The sequence below is a fragment of the Streptomyces sp. NPDC048484 genome (assembly GCF_040651415.1).
Lineage (GTDB): Bacteria > Actinomycetota > Actinomycetes > Streptomycetales > Streptomycetaceae > Streptomyces.
In genome coordinates this window covers 1-17146 of sequence record NZ_JBEZJY010000005.1, presented here as the reverse complement: position 1 = coordinate 17146, position 17146 = coordinate 1, and the positions used below count along the sequence as shown (strand labels likewise).

The following is a 17146-nucleotide window of genomic DNA, read 5'->3' as shown; positions in this document are numbered from 1 at the left end:
TCGGGGCTCGGGTGTGGCGCCTGGTCATCCCTGCTGTGCGATCTGGGCACAGCGGCCGACGGTCGCCCCTTCGGCATTCAGGAGATCGTCGTCAATGAGCTTGCCCACGGCCTTCTGCAGCTTCGTGGTGACTTCCACGATCTGAAGGGAGTCGAGCCCAAGGTCCGCCACCAGCCGGTGATCCGGCCTGATGTCCTCGGCGTCCCTCTTGGTGATCACGGCGATGATGCTCTGAACGTGCTTCAGCGTGTCCTGTTCCACGGGCATGGGGCTCTCCTTGAGGGGTTGTTCGACCGATACGTTCGTTCGCCGGACGGGTCATCGATACGTGTGTTCGCCGGACGGGTCACGGACAGAGGACGACCTGTGCCGCGTACGTCAGCCCTGCGCCGAACCCGAAGAGCAGGACGGGGTCGCCACTGCCGACCTCGCCTCGCTGACGCAACATGTGCAGGGCCAGCGGTACGGAGGCGGCGGAGGTGTTTCCCGCGCTGACCACATCATTGGCGGTCACCAGGCCGGGGGCGTCGATGGCGCGGCTCAGATGTTCGATGATGCGCAGATTGGCCTGGTGCGGGACGAAGGCCTTGAGGTTCGCGGGCACCATCCCTGCTCGTTCACAGGCGGTCTTCGCGACTTCGGCGAGCGCGGTGGTGGTCCAGCGGAACACCTTGCGCCCCACCATCTCCATCTCACCCGTGTTTCCGGGGATCTTGATGAGGTCGGCGTTCCGGCCGTCGCTGCCCCAGGCGACAGGGAAGATCGCCGGCTCGGCCGATGGCACGACCAGCGCCGCGGCCGCACCATCGGCGAAGATCGGTCCGGTGCTGCGGTCTTCGGCCGAGACCCAGTCGGTCATCCGTTCCGAGCCGATCACCATGACGCCACGGGCGGTTCCCGCTCGGATCAACGCGTCCGCGACGGCAAGACCATGGCAGAAGCCCGAGCAAGCCGCGTTCAGGTCGAACGCGGCCGCCGCAGGACACCCCAGGCCCGAGGCGACGGAGGCCGCGCCGTTGGGCATGGGGGACGGCATCGAACACGTGGCGAGCAGTACGACGTCGATGTCGTCGGCGGTGCGCCCGCCATCGGCGAGTGCCTCCCTGGCGGCCTCGACGGCCATCGCCACCACTGTCTCGTCACCGTCCGCGTGACGCCGCTCCTCGACGCCGACCCGCTGGGAGATCCAGTCGGCGCTCACCCCGGCGGAGGTGGCCGCCTCTTCGTTCGTCACTACGGCCACGGGCCGGTAGGCGCCGACACCGACGATGGCGACCCGGCACTGGGCCCGCGGCCCAACGCGGCGACAGGTGCTTCGCGGTCCTCTTGCACCTCGTTCACTTCTGACTCCCTTTGCTTCGACGACCATGCGGAGCGTCTGCCGCGGTCAGTGGCTGCGGTTGGTCATCAACTGGGCAAGCGTCGTCAGGTCCTCCAGCGCCTCGGCGGAGGGTTCGGCGCGGGCCAGCGCCTGGAAGGCCTGCCGCAGTTCGGCTTCGATGGCCTGCCGGGCCATTCGCTCCCCGTCGGCCAGCACGACCAGGTCCACCGCCCTGGCCACCTGTTCGTCCGTGAGCCGCTCGGTACGGGCATACAGTGCGGCCAGTTCCCGCCCCGCCGAGGTGGACGAATTCAAGGCGGCCACGATGGGGTGGGACTTCTTCCGTGCGGCCAGGTCATTACCCACGGGCTTGCCGGTGCGGCCCGGGCTGCCGAACAGTCCGAGCAGGTCATCAGCTATCTGGAAGGCCACCCCGAGGCAGACTCCGAACCGCGTCAGATGCCGCGCGCGGTCCTCCGACCCGCCCGCCGCCAACACACCCAAGGCACACGCCGCGCCCATCAGCGCACCGGTCTTGCCGGCGGCCATCGCGCGATAGTCGGCCTCGTCGATGGCGTCTCGTTGTTCGAACGCGGAGTCAGCCGCCTCTCCCTCGATCAGGTCCAACGTCGACCGGGTGAGAACGGCGGTCATGCGCGCGCTGTTCCGGCCGGAAGTCTCGGCCAGTACACGCGAGGCCAGGGCCAGCAAGGCGTCTCCGCCCAGCAGCGCCGCCGGAGTCCCCAGAGCCGCCCACACCGTGGGCCGATGGCGACGCAGCCGGTCCCGGTCAATGACGTCGTCGTGGATCAGGGAGAAGTTGTGTACCAACTCCACAGCGACTGCGGCGGGCACGGCGTCCTGGGGCCGGCCACCCACCGCCCTGGCACAGGCGTACACCAGCGCCGGGCGCACGGACTTGCCGGCATGGCGCGCATGCACCGGTTCGCCCCTCGCGTCGAGCCAGCCCAGGTGATACCCGGCGACTCGGGCCATCTCGTCGGGCAGACGGTTCACCCAGTCGCGTAACGCAGCGCGCGTCAACCTCGCCGATTCCTGCAGCAGTTCGACGTCCTGAGGACGAGCATTCGGACCGGAGACAGTGCGAGACGGCATGGCGTGATACCTCGATTCGTGGGGGCAGCGTCTACCGAGCAGGATGTGACCACTGGCCCGGCCGAACTGCTCAACGCCCAGCGGGGCTCATCGCGGCGCTTCCTCTCCATCACATACCGACCCCGGCTGCTCCGGCCACCTTCAGGAGAGGTCGATCCATGAACAGGGTGAAACCTTGTGCAGTTGTGAATGCGTGCCGACCTGCCGCCTCTTGTCTCCTGATCTCGCGATCGGGGGCGGGTTGTCCCGCGACCGGGGGCGGGAGCCTGCCCCACTGAGCGTGGACACCTTGTGGAAGGTGTCGGCAAGGATCTGAGGATCAACCGGGGAGACGCCACGGAACTGGGTGCGGGCCGACGGGGCCCGAACAGGCCACACGGTCGGCCCCGGCGGCTCGCCGCGGGCGGCACAGGCCGGCGAGGCGTGCGGGGGCGACGTGTGCGGCGGGGCGTGCGGGGGCGGCGGGGCGAGAGGGCAGCGAGGGCAGCGAGGGCAGCGAGCCGATGAGGCCCTCGCGCACGAGATCACGCCGATCCGCCGCCCCGTCTTCCGGTGGAACTACGGCGCCTCCGACTCAAGATCTACGGGCAGATCGTCACCGGGTGACGCCGAGTCAGTCCTGCACAGCCTCGGTGAAGAACTCCGGCGGTGCCTGCAGATCGTGGGCGCGGAACAGGACGGCGTGCTCAACGCCCATGGCCTTGCCGCTCATCGCGGTGAACATCGGGATGAGGTCCTCGGGGGCGGGGTGGTCCGGGAGCGCGGCCAGGTACGCGGCGTGCGCCTGGAGCGAGGCGACGCCGCGGCGCAGCGGCTCACCCGTGACCTCGACGCCGTGGGTCGCGCCGGAGCCGGCGAGTCCGGGGACGATGAGCCAGCGCACGGAGTGCGGTTCGAGGTCCTCGTCGTCGACCTGCTCCGGGAAGACCCACCGGTTGCCCGCGTCGCGCACCGCGTCGAGCGTTGCGAGCCCGGTCGCGCGGTGGTCGGCCTGGTCGAAGCCATAGGGCGTCTCGATCTCGTAACCGGTGCCGAGTACGACGTCGGGCTTGAACCGGCGGATCTCCCGGCAGATGTCCCGGCGCAGGTCGAGGCCGTAGACAAGCACGCCGTCCGGGTGTTCGAGGACGGTCAGGTGCTTGACGCCGACGACGGTGCAGGCGGCCTGCTGCTCGGCGACGCGCAGGCGTGCCGTCTCCTCGGGAGGGTTCGGCATACCGGCCTCGCCGCGGGTGAGCAGGAGGTAACCGACCTCGATGCCGCGCGCGGTCCAGCGAGCGACGGCCGCGGACGTGCCGTACTCCATGTCGTCAGGGTGCGCGACGACGCAGAGCACACGCTGGAAGGACTCCTCGGGAAGGGCAGGCAGTGTCATGTCGGCCATCCTTCCGTGTTCGGGGCCCGCCGTCCGCTGTTTGGAGGTGCCGATGAGCCCCGGCCCAGCGGACAGCGAGCCGGGCGGTGAGCCCGGTCAGGGTGATGCGTCCGGTGGCGTATCCGATGTCGAGGAAGAACATGGCTACGGCGCTGAGCCACCTGGAGCACGGCTGCCTGACCACAACGACCGCGGCCCGGAGTGCGCCTTCCGCCAACTGCGCGAGCGAATTGGCATGTCAGGGCACAGGCAAAGCCTGGGCCGGACCGAGAGCTGCTTCGACAACGCCGTCGCGATGCCGGACGGCGCCATCGGCGCACGAGGCCGGGGCCGCAGACGAGTCCCATGCGCGACCTGCAGAAATGCTAACTCCCCGACCTTGGGGAAACGTCAGTAGGGCCCGGGGCGGGGATTTTTGCTTGGGCTTCCAGTTGCTCGAAACCCTCCTCAGGACGAAGCTCACTCATCTCCTCCGCGCGGTTGATGAGGGGCTGCTGCCTGGTCTCGTGCGGCGGCCCCGCGAGGGCGGCAGCACACAAAGCGAAAGGGTCTTCCATTGCGGAACCATCTCCGAACACAGTGAGCGTTCCGGAGCGACACGCTCACCGATTGTCGATCAATACCAAAAAACGCTCTTTCGTTGGGCCGCCTGCCGCACAACGTCGGTGCGACGGCCAGCCAGCATGACCATCTCTGCGGCCGCAGCACAGCAGACAAAGTGTCGTCGACGAGTGAATCGTTTTTCTGGATCACTTTCCGTGCCAAGACCACGGCGGGCCACCGCAACCGCGATCAGGAATCCGCGATCTGGTAACCGTTCAGGCCGCTACAACGACCGACTCTACAGGGCGCAAAGGACGTGTTTTCGCAGAAGGTGAAAATTGGCCGAGCCGAACTTCTGGCGCATCAGCACCTTGATCTTATTGTTGTGGGCCCTCGACGGCGCCGGAGCCGTAACTCAGGCTGAATCGCTCCGGGTGCGTTGGAGATCTCAATTCGTGGTCGTGACCTGGGGTTTCATAGTGGTGAAGCAGTAGGTGCTCTTGCATTCGACGGGTAGGAAGTGGCCTGTCCCACCACGGAGTCGACGACGGCAGCGAGGTCCTCGCGAACATGCCTGCTGAGGTCGGTTCCCGCACGGTGACCGATTCTCGTAATGTCCTGGGTAAGACCAGGGAACAAGGTCGATTGACACGCGAGAGTCGTCCGGATCCGCGAACGCCAAGGCGTTCCGGAACGTGCCGACCACACCTGCCTGGGCTCCGAGCGGTGGGTGACAGAACCGATTGGGCGCACGCCCGGCCGCAACTTGTCGCCGACTCAGCGAACGGTCAGCCGCGCGCGCTCGGCGACACGGAGACCGGCGCAGCGAGGCGTGACCCGTCTGAAGTTCTGGCGGGTCTTCCACAGAGCCCGATGCAGACAGAAATCGAATATCGTCAATCGCCGCGGCCGTCCCCACCTCCGCCAATCCTGCAAGAGTTCAAAGAGGCTCTCCGAGCAGGCGCCACTGACTTTTACAGGCAAGTATGTAGCCTTCCCGCCTCCACCTTCGCGCAAAACCGTCGGGGTACCAATCCGACGCGCACCACATCGCACGGAGAACGTGCCGCATGGGGCACACCTCACCCCGCAGGAAAGGAGCTCGGCCTCGATCTTTGGTGACGGTGCGTCGGTTTCTTCGGCGGGCCGTTTCGGGGAATCGGCCCTGCAGCACAGAGAGGACGACGAACGCCGGGCCCGCGCCCTCACACACACTCGCCTCGCCAAGTCCCAAGCTGCTCTCACCCACCTCAGGCAGGCCCTGGCAAGCTTCCCCCGCCGGCCCACAGGCCGACGCCGCCCGTGCACGAGACGAGCCCTGGCGCGAGCCCTGGCGCGGACAACCACGTGGACACATCACTGCGACAGCGCGCGAACCCCGCACCGACCCAACCGCCCTTTCACAAGGGCGCAGGCGTTCAACACGTTCACGCGGACGAGAACGGCACGTATTGCGTCGCGGTGCAGCAGGTCTCCTGGGAACTACGCACGATTGCTCGTCTACTTCGCCTCGCACTTCTCCATCATCGACGCGTCGCTCCTCGCCTACTGGAGGCACCTTCTGGATGCCCGCCAGGACCGCCCGCGCGCTCGGGTGCTTTTCCCGCCGCCCCCTCTTGACAGGATCTCCCCACACAGGCAGCCTTTCCGTAAAGCAGAAACTAACTTCCGCAATACGGAATTGATCGCCACGGAAGGGAGCGCCGACCCATATGCCCGGTTTCTCGATGGACGCAGCCGCAGAGCAGCGCTTCAACGTCAACCTGTCGATCCTCTTCACCGAGCTCCCGCTCCTGGAGCGCCCCGCGGCCGCCGCCGCGGCGGGCTTCACCGCGGTCGAGCTCTGGTGGCCCTGGACCGACACCCCCGCTCCCGGTGCCGCGAAGCTCGACGCCCTGAAGAAGGCGATCGAGGACGCGGGCGTACAGCTCACGGGCCTGAACTTCTACGCCGGACAGCTGCCGGGCCCGGACCGGGGCGCATTGTCGATCCCCGGTCAGGAGTCCGAGCGGTTCCGCGCGAACATCGACGTGACCGCGGACTTCGCGCGGTCTCTGGGGTGCACAGCTCTCAACGCCCTGTACGGCAACCGCGTCGAGGGCGTCGATCCGGCCGAACAGGACGAACTCGCCCTGGAGAACCTCGTTCTGGCGGCCCGTGCGGCCGACCGGGTCGGGGCGGTCCTGCTGATCGAGACCCTCAACAGGCCGGAGTCTCCGCTCTATCCGCTGGTGAGCGCCCCGGCCGGAATCGCCGTCGTCGACAAGGTCAACGAGGCGACGGGGCTCGGCAACGCCAGGTTCCTGATGGACCTCTACCACCTGTCCATGAACGGCGAGGACCTCCCGTCGGTGATCGAGCGGTACGCCGCGCAGACCGGCCACGTCCAGATCGCCGACAACCCTGGCCGTGGCGCCCCCGGCACCGGCTCGCTCCCGCTGGAAGAACTGCTCGGCCTGCTGCGCAAACAGGGCTACGAGGGCTGGGTCGGCCTGGAGTACAAGCCGGGCGACCGGCCGAGCGCCGAGACATTCGACTGGCTCCCGCGCGAGGCCCGCGCCGCTCACTGAGCGGCAACTCCCCGATGTAGCACAGCAGTTAGAGAGGCGTCACTACCATGAGCAACGCTGCCGACAGTGCCGGCACGCCCCGCCCCACGATCGCCTGGATCGGTCTCGGCATCATGGGGTCCCCCATGTCGGAGAACCTGGTCAAGGCCGGATACGACGTCACCGGGTTCACGCTGGAGCAGGACAAGCTGGAGCGGCTGACCGCCGCGGGCGGCACGGCGGCGGGCTCGATCGCCGAGGCCGTTCGGGACGCCGACGTCGTGATCACGATGGTGCCCGCCTCCCCGCAGGTCGAGGCCATCGCGTACGGACCCGACGGCATCCTTGAGAACGCGAAGTCCGGCGCGCTCCTGATCGACATGTCCTCCATCACCCCGCAGACCTCAGTGGACCTGGCGAAGGCAGGCAGGGGCCGGGGCATCCGAGTCCTGGACGCCCCGGTGTCCGGTGGTGAGGCCGGCGCGGTCGAGGCCGTACTGTCCATCATGGTCGGCGGCGAGCAGGCCGACTTCGACCAGGCCGAGCCGATCTTCGAAGCACTCGGCAGGACCATCGTGCTGTGCGGTCCGCACGGCTCCGGCCAGACCGTGAAGGCCGCGAACCAGCTGATCGTCGCCGTGAACATCCAGGCGTGCGCCGAGGCCGTGGTCTTCCTGGAGAAGTCGGGCGTCGACCTGAAGGCAGCCCTCGACGTCCTGAACGGTGGCCTGGCCGGCTCGACCGTGCTGACGCGCAAGAAGGACAACTTCCTGAACCGCGACTTCAGGCCGGGCTTCCGTATCGACCTGCACCACAAGGACATGGGCATCGTCACGGACGCCGCCCGCACGGTCGGCGCCGCGCTGCCCGTCGGCGCCGTGGTCGCGCAGCTCGTCGCCTCCCTGCGCACGCAGGGCGACGGTGACCTGGACCACTCCGCGCTGCTACGGGCGGTCGAGCGCCTCTCCGGCGCGCAGGTCTGACCGCCCTCCCCCCCCCAGATCCCGGGCGGCGCCGGCGCTGACACCTGTCATGTCGCGCCCAGGCGGCGGCGCCGCCCGGCACCAACGGCCCCGGACCCGGGGCTCCGGGCGAAGAGCGCCGGGTACGGACCGAGCGTCCCGTACCCGGCGCTCTTCGCCGTCTCTGGATGTGTCGCCGTCCATGAATGTGTCGCTGTCCCTGCACATGCCGCCGTCCCTACATACGTCACATACGTCTATGAGCGTGTGTCTGTGAACGTGCGTATACGGGCGTACGTCTGTATGCGTACGTCAGCTACGGAACCCTCAAATCAACCTCTGAACATGACCCCTGGGGCTTCAACTCGCCGTGTTCCAGGGCACATTCTCAACACATGGGGCCCGCCGGCACGGGGGCGGCGGGCCCCATGACGGGGGACACCGCGGGCTGGGCCTGAAACGGGGGTGGGACGCATGAGCATTGGTCTGACGACGCTTCGGCACAGGCTGCACGCGGCGGCCATGCCGCCGGGCGGACCAGTTTCCGCGGTGACGTTCGCCCTGCCGGGCGCACGGATCGGGGGAAAGCACGGGGGCGCCGGGTTCGGTCCTGGCCGCGGCGGGGGCGGCTGGAACTGAGCACGACGCGAGGCCCCGTCCTGGTTCGTCAGGACGGGGCCTCGGCTTTGCGTCCGGTCAGACCTTCAGGGGCCTGATGGACGTGGGTGCGTGGCCCGGCTCGGTCGCGATCTCTTCGAACTCCACGACGTTGCCGATGTCGTTGGTCGTGGACATCGAGATGTTGGTGACGCGCTCCAGGACCGCCTCCACCACCACCGGGACCCGGAACTCCGCCGCGAGCTTCTTCGCCTGCTCGAAGGCGGCGCCCAGCTCAGCCGGGTCGGTGACGCGGATCGCCTTGCAGCCGAGCCCCTCGACGACCTTGACGTGGTCGACCCCGTACACGCCCAGCTCTGGCGAGTTGACGTTCTCGAACTCCAGATTGACCTGGAAGTCGATGTCGAACGCCCGCTGGGCCTGGCGAATGAGGCCCAGGTAGGCGTTGTTGACCAGTACGTGGACATACGGGATCCGGTGCTGGGCCCCGACGGCCAGTTCCTCGATCATGAACTGGAAGTCGTAGTCGCCGGAGAGCGCGACCACCTGCGCGTCGGGGTCGGCCTTGGCGACGCCGAGCGCGGCCGGGACGGTCCAGCCGAGCGGGCCCGCCTGACCGCAGTTGATCCAGTGCCGCGGCCGGTAGACGTGCAGCATCTGTGCGCCGGCGATCTGCGAGAGCCCGATGGTGGTGACGTACCGCGTTTCGGGGCCGAAGGCCTTGTTCATCTCCTCATAGACGCGCTGCGGCTTGATGGGGATGTCGTCGAAGTGCGTACGGCGCTGGAGGGACGCCTTCTTCTCCTGGGCCGACCGGGCCCAGGCGGACCGGTTCGGCAGCCTGCCCGCGGCCTTCGACTCCCGCGCCACCTCGACGAACAGCTCCAGCGCGGCCTTCGCGTCGGATGCGATGCCGTAGTCCGGGGCGAAGATCCTGCCGATCTGGGTGGGCTCGATATCGACGTGCACGAACTTCCGTCCGGCCGTGTAGACGTCCAGCTTGCCGGTGTGCCGGTTGGCCCAGCGGTTACCGACACCGAGGACGAAGTCGGACTCCAGGAAGGTCGCGTTCCCGTAGCGGTGCGAGGTCTGCAGGCCGACCATGCCGGCGTTCAGCTCGTGGTCGTCGGGGATGATGCCCCAGCCCATGAGGGTGGGGACGACCGGGACGCCGGTCAACTCGGCCAGTTCGACGAGGAGTTCGCAGGCGTCGGCATTGATGATGCCCCCGCCCGCGACGATCAGCGGCCGCTCGGACTCGTTGAGGAGCGTGAACGCCTTCTCGACCTGGGCACGGGTCGCGGCCGGCTTGTAGACCGGCAGCGGCTCGTACGTCTCCGGGTCGAACTCGATCTCCGTGAGCTGGACATCGATGGGCAGGTCGATGAGGACCGGTCCCGGGCGGGCCGAGCGCATCAGGTGGAAGGCCTGCTGAAAGACGCCCGGCACCTGGGCGGCCTCCAGCACGGTGACCGCCATCTTGGCCACCGGCTTGGCGATCGACGCGATGTCGACGGCCTGGAAGTCCTCCTTGTGGATCACAGCGGTCGGGGCCTGGCCCGTGACACACAGGATCGGGATGGAGTCGCCGGTCGCGGAGTACAGACCGGTGATCATGTCGGTGCCGGCGGGGCCCGAGGTCCCGATACAGACACCGATGTTGCCGGGCGCGGTGCGGGTGTAGCCCTCCGCCATATGGGCTGCGCCCTCGACATGGCGGGCAAGGGTGTGGCCGATGCCACCTGCGGCCTTGAGCGCCGCGTAGAAGGGGTTGATCGCCGCGCCCGGAACACCGAACGCGTTGGTGACGCCCTCACGCTTGAGGATCTCAACTGCCGCGCGGGCAGCGGTCATACGAGCCATTGGGCACTCCTGCTTCGACTTCGGCTTCGGCGATCAGCTGGCAGCTGTCAGCCGTCGACTGTCGGATTCGGTCCCTCCGTCGCGCCCCGCGGAGAGCTTCGAACTCCGTGCCGTAATTCCACCATACGGAAAGTAACTTCTACTATCTGGAAGCAATGTAAGTGGGGGGCCGGAGGGCGTCAAGAGCGGGAAGCCGGCGCGCGGACGGAGCGATCGCGGGGTGTCCGACCGATCGACTGCCGGAGGGCGGTGTTCCGGAGGACGATGGAGGGGCCGTCCCCGTGTGGTGTCGGCGCCTGTTTTGGTTTCTGTGCCTCAGTTGGTCTCTGTGTTCGTTTCGATGTCGGTGTCACGTGTTCATGTGTTCTGGAGAGGTCATGCCCGAGAGCGTGCCGGTGAGGTGTCCGGCCTGTCGGCGCGAGCATGTCTATGCGGCGCCGACGTATCCGTGCGCGTGCGGCGCGCCGGTCGCACCCGTCCTCGACCCGCGGGCACGCCCCGAGTCCGTCACCCACCACACCTGGGACGAGGGCTGGGTGACGATTACCTGCGTGGCCTGCGGACGCGCGGACCAGTGGCCTCGGCCGGAACTCGGCTGCCCGTGCGGGACGGTGCTGCGAGTACCGGTGGTAGAGGCCGGGCGCGACGAGCCCGGCACAGACGCCGGCCCGGGAGCCGGCAGCGGCAGCGACAGCGACACGAGCCGGGGCGCCCACGACGCACCGCCCGCCTCCGTCGGCGCCGCCGATCCCGACCTCGGCCCCGGCCCAGACCCCGGCCCCGATTCGGGTCCCGATTCCGGTGCAGAGGACTCGGAGGCCGCACTTGAGGAGGCGGGTCATCATCCGCCGCCCAGGCCCCGGCGCCAGCGCCTCCCCGCTGCCGTTCCGCTCCCCCGTACCGAACCGGCACCCCGCGCCGCGTTCCAGCCGGTGACCATCCGGACGGCCCGGGACGCCGTGACCGCCGCCGCGCTCTATCTGCGCTGGCTCGGGTACCGGGACATCCGGCGGGCCGACCAGCGGCCGCCCACCGGGATCGGTCTCGCGGCCCGCGGAATCATCGCCCAGGTGGATCCGACCGTGCGCCCGGCCTCCCTCCGGGACGTGGAGTGCCTGTGGCTGACGGCGATGACGGAATCCGCGGGCTGTGTCTACTTCTCGCTGGCCGGCTACGAGCGGGACGCCCGCGCCTGCGCCGACTCGCTGGGCGTCCCGCTCTTCGTGCTGGACCTCACCGGCACCCCGCAGCCGGCGAACAGCCTCGCCGACGAACTCGTGGCGGACGGCGCCTGACCGCCCCAACTCGTTCCAGGGGACGCATACTTGACCGTATGACCGTCAGAGCGGCCACTTCCGCCGACCTTCCCGTGCTCCAGGACATCGAACGTGCCGCGGGCGAGCCGTTCCGCATCTTCGGGATGCCGGAGATCGCCGACGACGAGCCCCCCGCGCTCGGCCTTCTGGAGCGCTTCCGGAAAGCGGGCCATGCCTGGGTCGCCGACGACGCCGCCGGCCGGCCCGTCGCATACCTGATCGGTGAGCTCCTGGACGGCGCCTTCCACATCGAGCAGGTCTCCGTCCATCCGGACGCCGCGCACCAGGGAGTGGGTCGGACCCTGATCACGTACGCGGCCGAGCGCGCACGCAGGCAGGGTCTGACCGGTCTCACGCTGACTACCTTCGCGGAGGTTCCCTGGAACGCGCCCTACTACGAGCGCCTCGGCTTCCGCGTCCTGGGCGAGCGCGAACTCACCCCGGGTCTACGGAGGATCCGTGCCGCGGAGGCCGAGCACGGCCTGGACCGCTGGCCCCGGGTGTGCATGTACCTGGCCGCAAAGCCGCTTGGGCTGCACACCTAGGGCTGCACACTAGGGGGCAGGGGCCACAGGGATGGAGCCGACCGTGCCCTTGATTCCGCTGATTCCGCCGGAGCCGCCGGAGCCGCCGAAGCGGATCTCGTCGCCGATGACGGACGTCAGGAGCGCGGTCACCTCGTCCAGTAGCGGATGTTGCGGAAACGGGCCTCGACGCGACCGGAACCGTGGTTGTACACACCGTTCTTGAAGTAGCGCGTGGCGGGGCCCCGGTCGTCGACCGTCAGGACGAGGGAGTCGTCGAAGTAGACCTTGATGGTCCCGGTCCCGCTGGTCGCCTGGTGTGCGATCTTCACGTTGAACCAGCTGTTGTACGCCCCTGTCTTGAGCACCGTGCCGTCGTAGCGCCGCACGGTGCCACCGCCCGTGTTGTAGACGTTGAGCATGATGTCGGTGGCGGGGGTGCCCGAGGGGTGGACGCCCCGCAGGATCTGGACGAAGGAAGCGCCGTCGGTGCCGGACGGGAGGTAGACGTCGGCGTCCCACATGCGGTTGCCGGTCTTGTAGTCGTTCTTCCAGCGCATCTCGGTGCGCGGGTCGGTGGAGCTGTCCTCCTCGAACGGCTCGTCGGTGGCGTACACCCACATGCGGTCGACGCCGCCGGCGGAGCTGTGCCGGTCGCTCAGGTCCAGGTTCCAGGGTTTCTGCCAGCTGTACGTGAAGGAGGTCTGCGTCCAGCCGTCGGTCGGGTCGGCGGCCGACACGGCCGATGCCGTGCCGGCGAGCGGGGACCGGGGCAGGGCGAGTGCGGCGCTACCGGCCAGCAGGCCGGCCCCGGCCTGTAAGAGGGTTCTCCTGTTCATCGTGTGGTCCTTTCCGATGCGGGAGCGAGGGAGGGAAGGGGTGAGGGAGAGGTGAAGGGGTGCGGTAGCTGAGCGCGATGCAGAGAACCTCAATACATCGGAGGAGTCAAGGACTTCAGCCAAGGTTGCTGACGTGGGCATGGCGCGAGCGCGTAGACCTGGTCCGCTCACAAATAGCCCAATCAGGACCGGACTTCACGGTCGTCAACATCATTGACAGGTGCACGTAGCGTCCCTAGGTTCCTCAATACACCCGATGTATCGACGATCCGTCAGGCCTGGAGGACGATAATGACCTCACAGCAGAAGCGCCCGCCGATGCCCCGCCGAGCCGTACTCGGCACCGCGATGGGCGGAGCGGCCGCGGCGGCCCTGCCCGGTACCGCCCACGCCGAACAGCCCGCGCAGTCAGTACCGTCAGCCGGCACCAAGTCGGTCGCCGGGGGCGGCAAACGCCCCTGGAAACTCCGCGACACGATGACCACCGACGGTGCCTGGGAACGCTTTTTACGCGGCCAGGACCTGCTGTGGACCAAGCTGCCCACCCTCTGGTACGAAGGCCCGTTCCTCGGCGACGGGCAGCTCGGCAGCATGATCTACCAGGAGCCGGGCACCAACCGGATCCGCTTCACCGTCCAGCACGGCCGCGTCCAGGACCACCGGCCCGAGTTCGGCAGCGGCTGGGGCACCTGCCGACTGCCCGTCGGACGCCTCACGCTCGACCCGGTCGGCACCATCACGGCCGTCGACTGGCGGCTGAGCCTGTGGAACGCCGAACTCACCGGCACCGTCACCACGACCGCGGGCACGCTCACCCTCAGCGCCCTCATCCACGACGAGGTGTTCGCCGCCCGTGTGACGGCCAAGGGCGGCGAACAGGTCACCTGGACGTTCCATCCCGAAGAGGCCATCAGTCCCCGGCGCGTGAGCGAGGCCCCGCCCGCCGACTACACCGCCAACCCGCCCTGGACCACTCGGACCAAGGCCGACGGTACCGAGCAGGTGCTCCAGTCCCTCACCGGCGGCGGCCAGACCGCCACCGCGTACCGCCGCACCGGGGACGAGCTGCTGCTCAGCGTCGGACACAGCTCGCCCTCCGACACCGCCGCCGAGGCCGACTCGCTGCGCAACCTCAGGCGCACGACGTCGTACGGCGCCCTCAGACGAAAGCACACCCGCTGGTGGCACGAGTTCTACCGCAAGAGCTTCGTCTCGTTCCCCGACCAGCGGCTGCAGAGTTTCCACTGGATCCAGCTCTACAAGGTCGCCTCCGCCAGCCGTGCGGGCGGCCCCGTCATGGCCACCTCCGGGCCGTGGCTGGAGCCCACGCCCTGGCCCGCGGTCTGGTGGAACCTCAATGTCCAGCTGGAGTACTGGCTCATCCACGGGTCCAACCACCCGGAACTCGACTCGCTCGCCACCACGCTGCGGCAGAACCAGGAACAGCTCACCGCCAACGTGCCCGCCGCCTACCGCTCCGACAGCGCCGGCGTCGGCCGCAGCTCCGACATGTTCGCCAACCGCGGCGTCGGGCGGCCGGGCACCGGCGCCGAGACCGGCGACCTCACCTGGGCGCTGCACAACGTGTGGCTGTCCTACCGCCACTCCATGGACAAGTCACTGCTGCGCGACACGATCTTCCCGGTGCTGCGCCGGGCCATCAACTACTACCTGCACTTCCTCACCCCGGGCAGCGACGGAAAGCTCCACCTGCCGAGCACCCTCTCGCCCGAATACCCCGTCGTGCCGCCGCAGGACACCAACTACGACCTGGCTCTCATCCGCTGGGGCTGCCAGACACTCATCGAGTCCGCCGAACTCCTCGACATCGAGGATGAGTTGACCCCGCGTTGGCAGGAGGTGCTGGCCAAGCTCACGCCGTACCCGGTCGACGACAACGGCTTCATGATCGGCGCGGACACCCCGTACGCGGTGTCGCACCGGCACTATTCGCACATGCTGATGGTGTATCCGCTGTACCTCGTCAACTGGGACCAGCCGGAGAACCGCGAACTGATCACGAAGTCGGTGACCCGCTGGCACGCGGTGACCGGTGCCCACCGGGGCTACAGCTACACCGGGGCCGCCTCGATGTACGCGATGACCGGCGACGGCGACACCTCGATCACGTATCTGCGGAAGTTCTTCGACACCACCACCCGGTACCCCTGCCGCCCCAACACGCACTACACCGAGGCCGGCCCGGTCATCGAGACCCCGCTGTCCGCCTCCCAATCCCTGCACGACATGTTCTGCCAGAGCTGGGGCGGCGTGATCCGCGTCTTCCCGGCCGTCCCGACCGCCTGGGCCGACCTCACCCTGCACGACTTCCGTACCCAGGGTGCCTTCCTGGTCAGCGCCGTCCGCAAGGCGGGGGTGACCCGGTTCATCCGGATCAGGAGCCTGGCGGGCGAGCCCCTCGAACTCCGCCACGGCCTCAGTGGGCGCCTCACCGTGCTGCTGGACGACGGCACGCCGGCCCGCACCCGCGACCTGGGCGACGGCACCCTCTCCATCGACCTGCCCAAGGGCCGTGAGGTGCTCGTCCACTCCGGCTCACGGCCCGACCTCGTCATCGCGCCCGTCGCCGTCAGCGAACCGGGTGCGGCCTGGGGCCTGCCGTAACGGGGGCTGCCGTAACGGCGGGACGGCGGACGATCCCGGCCCGCTGTCCTGCCGTTGCGGCGGGCCTCCTGAAGTCACCTACATGATCGGAGCTGACCCATGAACGCTCGCCACCGGTTGGGTGTCCTCCTGGCGGCCCTGGCCGCGTTCATCGCCGGGGCTGTCGTACCCACCGCCTCGGCGGGGGCGGCGCACCCGGTGCCCAGAGCCCCGGACACCGCCGTCCTCGACGGCGCCCGACTGCAACAGGCAAAAATCCGCCTGGACCACGGCGACCAGCGACTGCGCCGAGCCGCCCGGGCGTTGACGGCCCGCGCCGACACATGGCTGAACCAGGGCCCCTGGACGGTCGTCGACAAACCCAGGCCGGCCCCCGGTGGCGACATCCACGACTACCTCAGTCAGGCCCCGTACTGGTGGCCCTCCACGTCGCCGACCGCCGACAACCCGTGGGGCTGCCCGTATGTGCAGCGCGACGGAGAACGCAACCCCGAGGTCGACACCGGCACCGACCGCCAGGACGTCGAGAAGGTCTTCGACTCCGCGTACGACCTCTCCCTCGCCTGGTACTACACCGGCGAGAAGCGGTACGCCGAAAAGGCCGGGCAGATCCTGCGCACCTGGTTTCTCGACCCCGACACGAGGATGAACCCGAACCTGAACCACGCGCAGTTCATCCCCTGCAAGTACGACGGCCGCGCCATCGGCATCATCGACTTCTCACAGTCCTACACCAGCGTTCTCGACGCACTCGCCATCCTGGACACCGGCGCCACCGGCTGGACGAGGACGGACCGCTCCGGCATGGCGAGGTGGAACACCGGCTTCCTCGACTGGCTCAGGAACAGCGACTTCGGCAAGCAGGAGGCCGCCGCGGCGAACAACCACGGCACCTTCTACGACATGCAGGTCGCCGCCCTCGCCTACGCGACCGGCGACCGGAAACTGGCCCGGCGAACGGTCCTGAACGCGGGGAGCACGCGCATCGCCCCGCAGATCGCCGCCGACGGCAGCCAGCCCCAGGAACTGGCGCGGACGCGCAGTTGGCACTACTCGACCTTCGACCTGGTCGCCTACACCCGGCTCGCGGCCATCGGCGAGCACGTCGGCGTGAACCTGTGGAAGTACCGGGGCCCCGACGGACAGAGCCTGTTCAAGGCGGTGGACTACCTGCTGCCCGCCGCGACGGCGGCTGGCGCCTGGCCGCATCCGGAGCTTGAGTTCCACCGGTACGCGGCAACCGACGTGGTGCACGCGGCCGCCGACGCGGGCGACCGGCAGGCGCAGCGGGCCGTCCGCTCGCTGGAGGAGCCACCGGGCGGCGACCTGTGGGCCCTGCGCCCGGCGGCGGAGCAACTGGACTCCATCACGGGCTGACCGGCGCGCGACCGGCAGCCGCCGATACGCACGCCGATACGCACGAACGCGGCCGGGTCGGGCGGCGGGGGGGGGTACCCCGCCCCCCCCCCCCGCCCGCGGGGGGGGGGGCGGCGGG

14 protein-coding genes are annotated in these 17146 nt (G+C 68.9%); 7 read left to right on the top strand and 7 right to left on the bottom strand.

The genetic code is table 11. The features are described from left to right. Positions 1-24 precede the first annotated feature (24 nt). The 4 genes from AB0D14_RS06315 to AB0D14_RS06300 all read right to left on the bottom strand — a co-directional run bounded on the left by AB0D14_RS06315 (position 25) and on the right by AB0D14_RS06300 (position 3812). The gene (locus tag AB0D14_RS06315) at positions 25-267 is read right to left on the bottom strand and encodes an acyl carrier protein (protein WP_362775411.1); all 243 of its coding nucleotides are present in this window, start codon (positions 265-267) and stop codon (positions 25-27) included. A gap of 79 nt (positions 268-346) precedes the next feature. After that, positions 347-1270: a beta-ketoacyl-ACP synthase 3 gene (locus AB0D14_RS06310; RefSeq protein ID WP_362775795.1), complete on the bottom strand. Its 924-nt coding sequence runs from the start codon at positions 1268-1270 to the stop codon at positions 347-349. Between the two features lie 117 nt (positions 1271-1387). Then, positions 1388-2437 (bottom strand): polyprenyl synthetase family protein, encoded by a 1050-nt coding sequence (locus tag AB0D14_RS06305; protein ID WP_362775409.1) that lies wholly within the window; start codon positions 2435-2437, stop codon positions 1388-1390. Between the two features lie 613 nt (positions 2438-3050). Continuing rightward, on the bottom strand, positions 3051-3812 hold the full coding sequence (locus AB0D14_RS06300) for a PIG-L deacetylase family protein (protein ID WP_362775407.1): 762 nt from the start codon (positions 3810-3812) through the stop codon (positions 3051-3053). A gap of 2255 nt (positions 3813-6067) precedes the next feature. Between AB0D14_RS06300 and AB0D14_RS06295 the strand changes: the two genes are divergently transcribed. From AB0D14_RS06295 to AB0D14_RS06285, 3 genes are all read left to right on the top strand, one after another. Beyond that, positions 6068-6925: a TIM barrel protein gene (locus tag AB0D14_RS06295; protein WP_362775405.1), complete on the top strand. Its 858-nt coding sequence runs from the start codon at positions 6068-6070 to the stop codon at positions 6923-6925. 47 nt (positions 6926-6972) lie between these two features. Further along, positions 6973-7887 carry a 2-hydroxy-3-oxopropionate reductase gene (locus AB0D14_RS06290; RefSeq protein WP_362775403.1) on the top strand — a complete coding sequence of 305 codons (915 nt, stop codon included), beginning with the start codon at positions 6973-6975 and terminating at the stop codon, positions 7885-7887. Positions 7888-8340: 453 nt separating this feature from the next. Further along, entirely contained in the window at positions 8341-8505 is a 165-nt protein-coding gene (locus AB0D14_RS06285; protein WP_362775401.1) for a hypothetical protein, read from the top strand. A 57-nt stretch (positions 8506-8562) separates the two neighbouring features. Here AB0D14_RS06285 and gcl read toward each other — a convergent pair whose 3' ends face one another. After that, a complete protein-coding gene (gene gcl, locus AB0D14_RS06280; RefSeq protein ID WP_362775399.1) occupies positions 8563-10347 on the bottom strand; it encodes a glyoxylate carboligase in 1785 nt (594 codons plus the stop codon). Positions 10348-10724: 377 nt separating this feature from the next. On the opposite strand from gcl, the gene AB0D14_RS06275 reads away from it, so the two are divergent. Next, positions 10725-11642, top strand: a complete 918-nt coding sequence (locus AB0D14_RS06275; protein ID WP_362775397.1) for a hypothetical protein — start codon at positions 10725-10727, stop codon at positions 11640-11642. Positions 11643-11680: 38 nt separating this feature from the next. Beyond that, a complete protein-coding gene (locus tag AB0D14_RS06270; protein WP_362775395.1) occupies positions 11681-12208 on the top strand; it encodes a GNAT family N-acetyltransferase in 528 nt (175 codons plus the stop codon). Positions 12209-12217: 9 nt separating this feature from the next. Here the strand turns inward: AB0D14_RS06270 and AB0D14_RS06265 are convergent, their stop codons facing one another. Both AB0D14_RS06265 and AB0D14_RS06260 read right to left on the bottom strand, forming a co-directional pair. Beyond that, on the bottom strand, positions 12218-12340 hold the full coding sequence (locus AB0D14_RS06265) for a hypothetical protein (RefSeq protein ID WP_362775393.1): 123 nt from the start codon (positions 12338-12340) through the stop codon (positions 12218-12220). Continuing rightward, entirely contained in the window at positions 12337-13026 is a 690-nt protein-coding gene (locus AB0D14_RS06260; RefSeq protein ID WP_362775391.1) for a polysaccharide lyase family 7 protein, read from the bottom strand. The genes AB0D14_RS06265 and AB0D14_RS06260 overlap by 4 nt, the downstream gene beginning before the upstream one ends. A 291-nt stretch (positions 13027-13317) precedes the next feature. On the opposite strand from AB0D14_RS06260, the gene AB0D14_RS06255 reads away from it, so the two are divergent. Together AB0D14_RS06255 and AB0D14_RS06250 are read left to right on the top strand one after the other, a co-directional pair. Beyond that, complete coding sequence (locus AB0D14_RS06255) at positions 13318-15651, top strand: Tat pathway signal sequence domain protein (RefSeq protein WP_362775389.1); 2334 nt, start codon at positions 13318-13320, stop codon at positions 15649-15651. A gap of 99 nt (positions 15652-15750) precedes the next feature. After that, positions 15751-17028 carry an alginate lyase family protein gene (locus AB0D14_RS06250; protein ID WP_362775387.1) on the top strand — a complete coding sequence of 426 codons (1278 nt, stop codon included), beginning with the start codon at positions 15751-15753 and terminating at the stop codon, positions 17026-17028. The last annotated feature ends 118 nt before the right edge of the window (positions 17029-17146 follow it).

Bases quoted from the DNA above. Each gene is read 5' to 3' on its own strand.
- AB0D14_RS06315 (WP_362775411.1), bottom strand. From the start codon at position 267: ATGCCCGTGGAACAGGACACGCTGAAGCACGTTCAGAGCATCATCGCC.
- AB0D14_RS06295 (WP_362775405.1), top strand. From the start codon at position 6,068: ATGCCCGGTTTCTCGATGGACGCAGCCGCAGAGCAGCGCTTCAACGTC.
- AB0D14_RS06300 (WP_362775407.1), bottom strand. From the start codon at position 3,812: ATGACACTGCCTGCCCTTCCCGAGGAGTCCTTCCAGCGTGTGCTCTGC.
- AB0D14_RS06275 (WP_362775397.1), top strand. From the start codon at position 10,725: ATGCCCGAGAGCGTGCCGGTGAGGTGTCCGGCCTGTCGGCGCGAGCAT.
- AB0D14_RS06285 (WP_362775401.1), top strand. From the start codon at position 8,341: ATGAGCATTGGTCTGACGACGCTTCGGCACAGGCTGCACGCGGCGGCC.
- AB0D14_RS06260 (WP_362775391.1), bottom strand. From the start codon at position 13,026: ATGAACAGGAGAACCCTCTTACAGGCCGGGGCCGGCCTGCTGGCCGGT.
- gcl (WP_362775399.1), bottom strand. From the start codon at position 10,347: ATGGCTCGTATGACCGCTGCCCGCGCGGCAGTTGAGATCCTCAAGCGT.
- AB0D14_RS06290 (WP_362775403.1), top strand. From the start codon at position 6,973: ATGAGCAACGCTGCCGACAGTGCCGGCACGCCCCGCCCCACGATCGCC.
- AB0D14_RS06255 (WP_362775389.1), top strand. From the start codon at position 13,318: ATGACCTCACAGCAGAAGCGCCCGCCGATGCCCCGCCGAGCCGTACTC.
- AB0D14_RS06305 (WP_362775409.1), bottom strand. From the start codon at position 2,437: ATGCCGTCTCGCACTGTCTCCGGTCCGAATGCTCGTCCTCAGGACGTC.
- AB0D14_RS06270 (WP_362775395.1), top strand. From the start codon at position 11,681: ATGACCGTCAGAGCGGCCACTTCCGCCGACCTTCCCGTGCTCCAGGAC.
- AB0D14_RS06250 (WP_362775387.1), top strand. From the start codon at position 15,751: ATGAACGCTCGCCACCGGTTGGGTGTCCTCCTGGCGGCCCTGGCCGCG.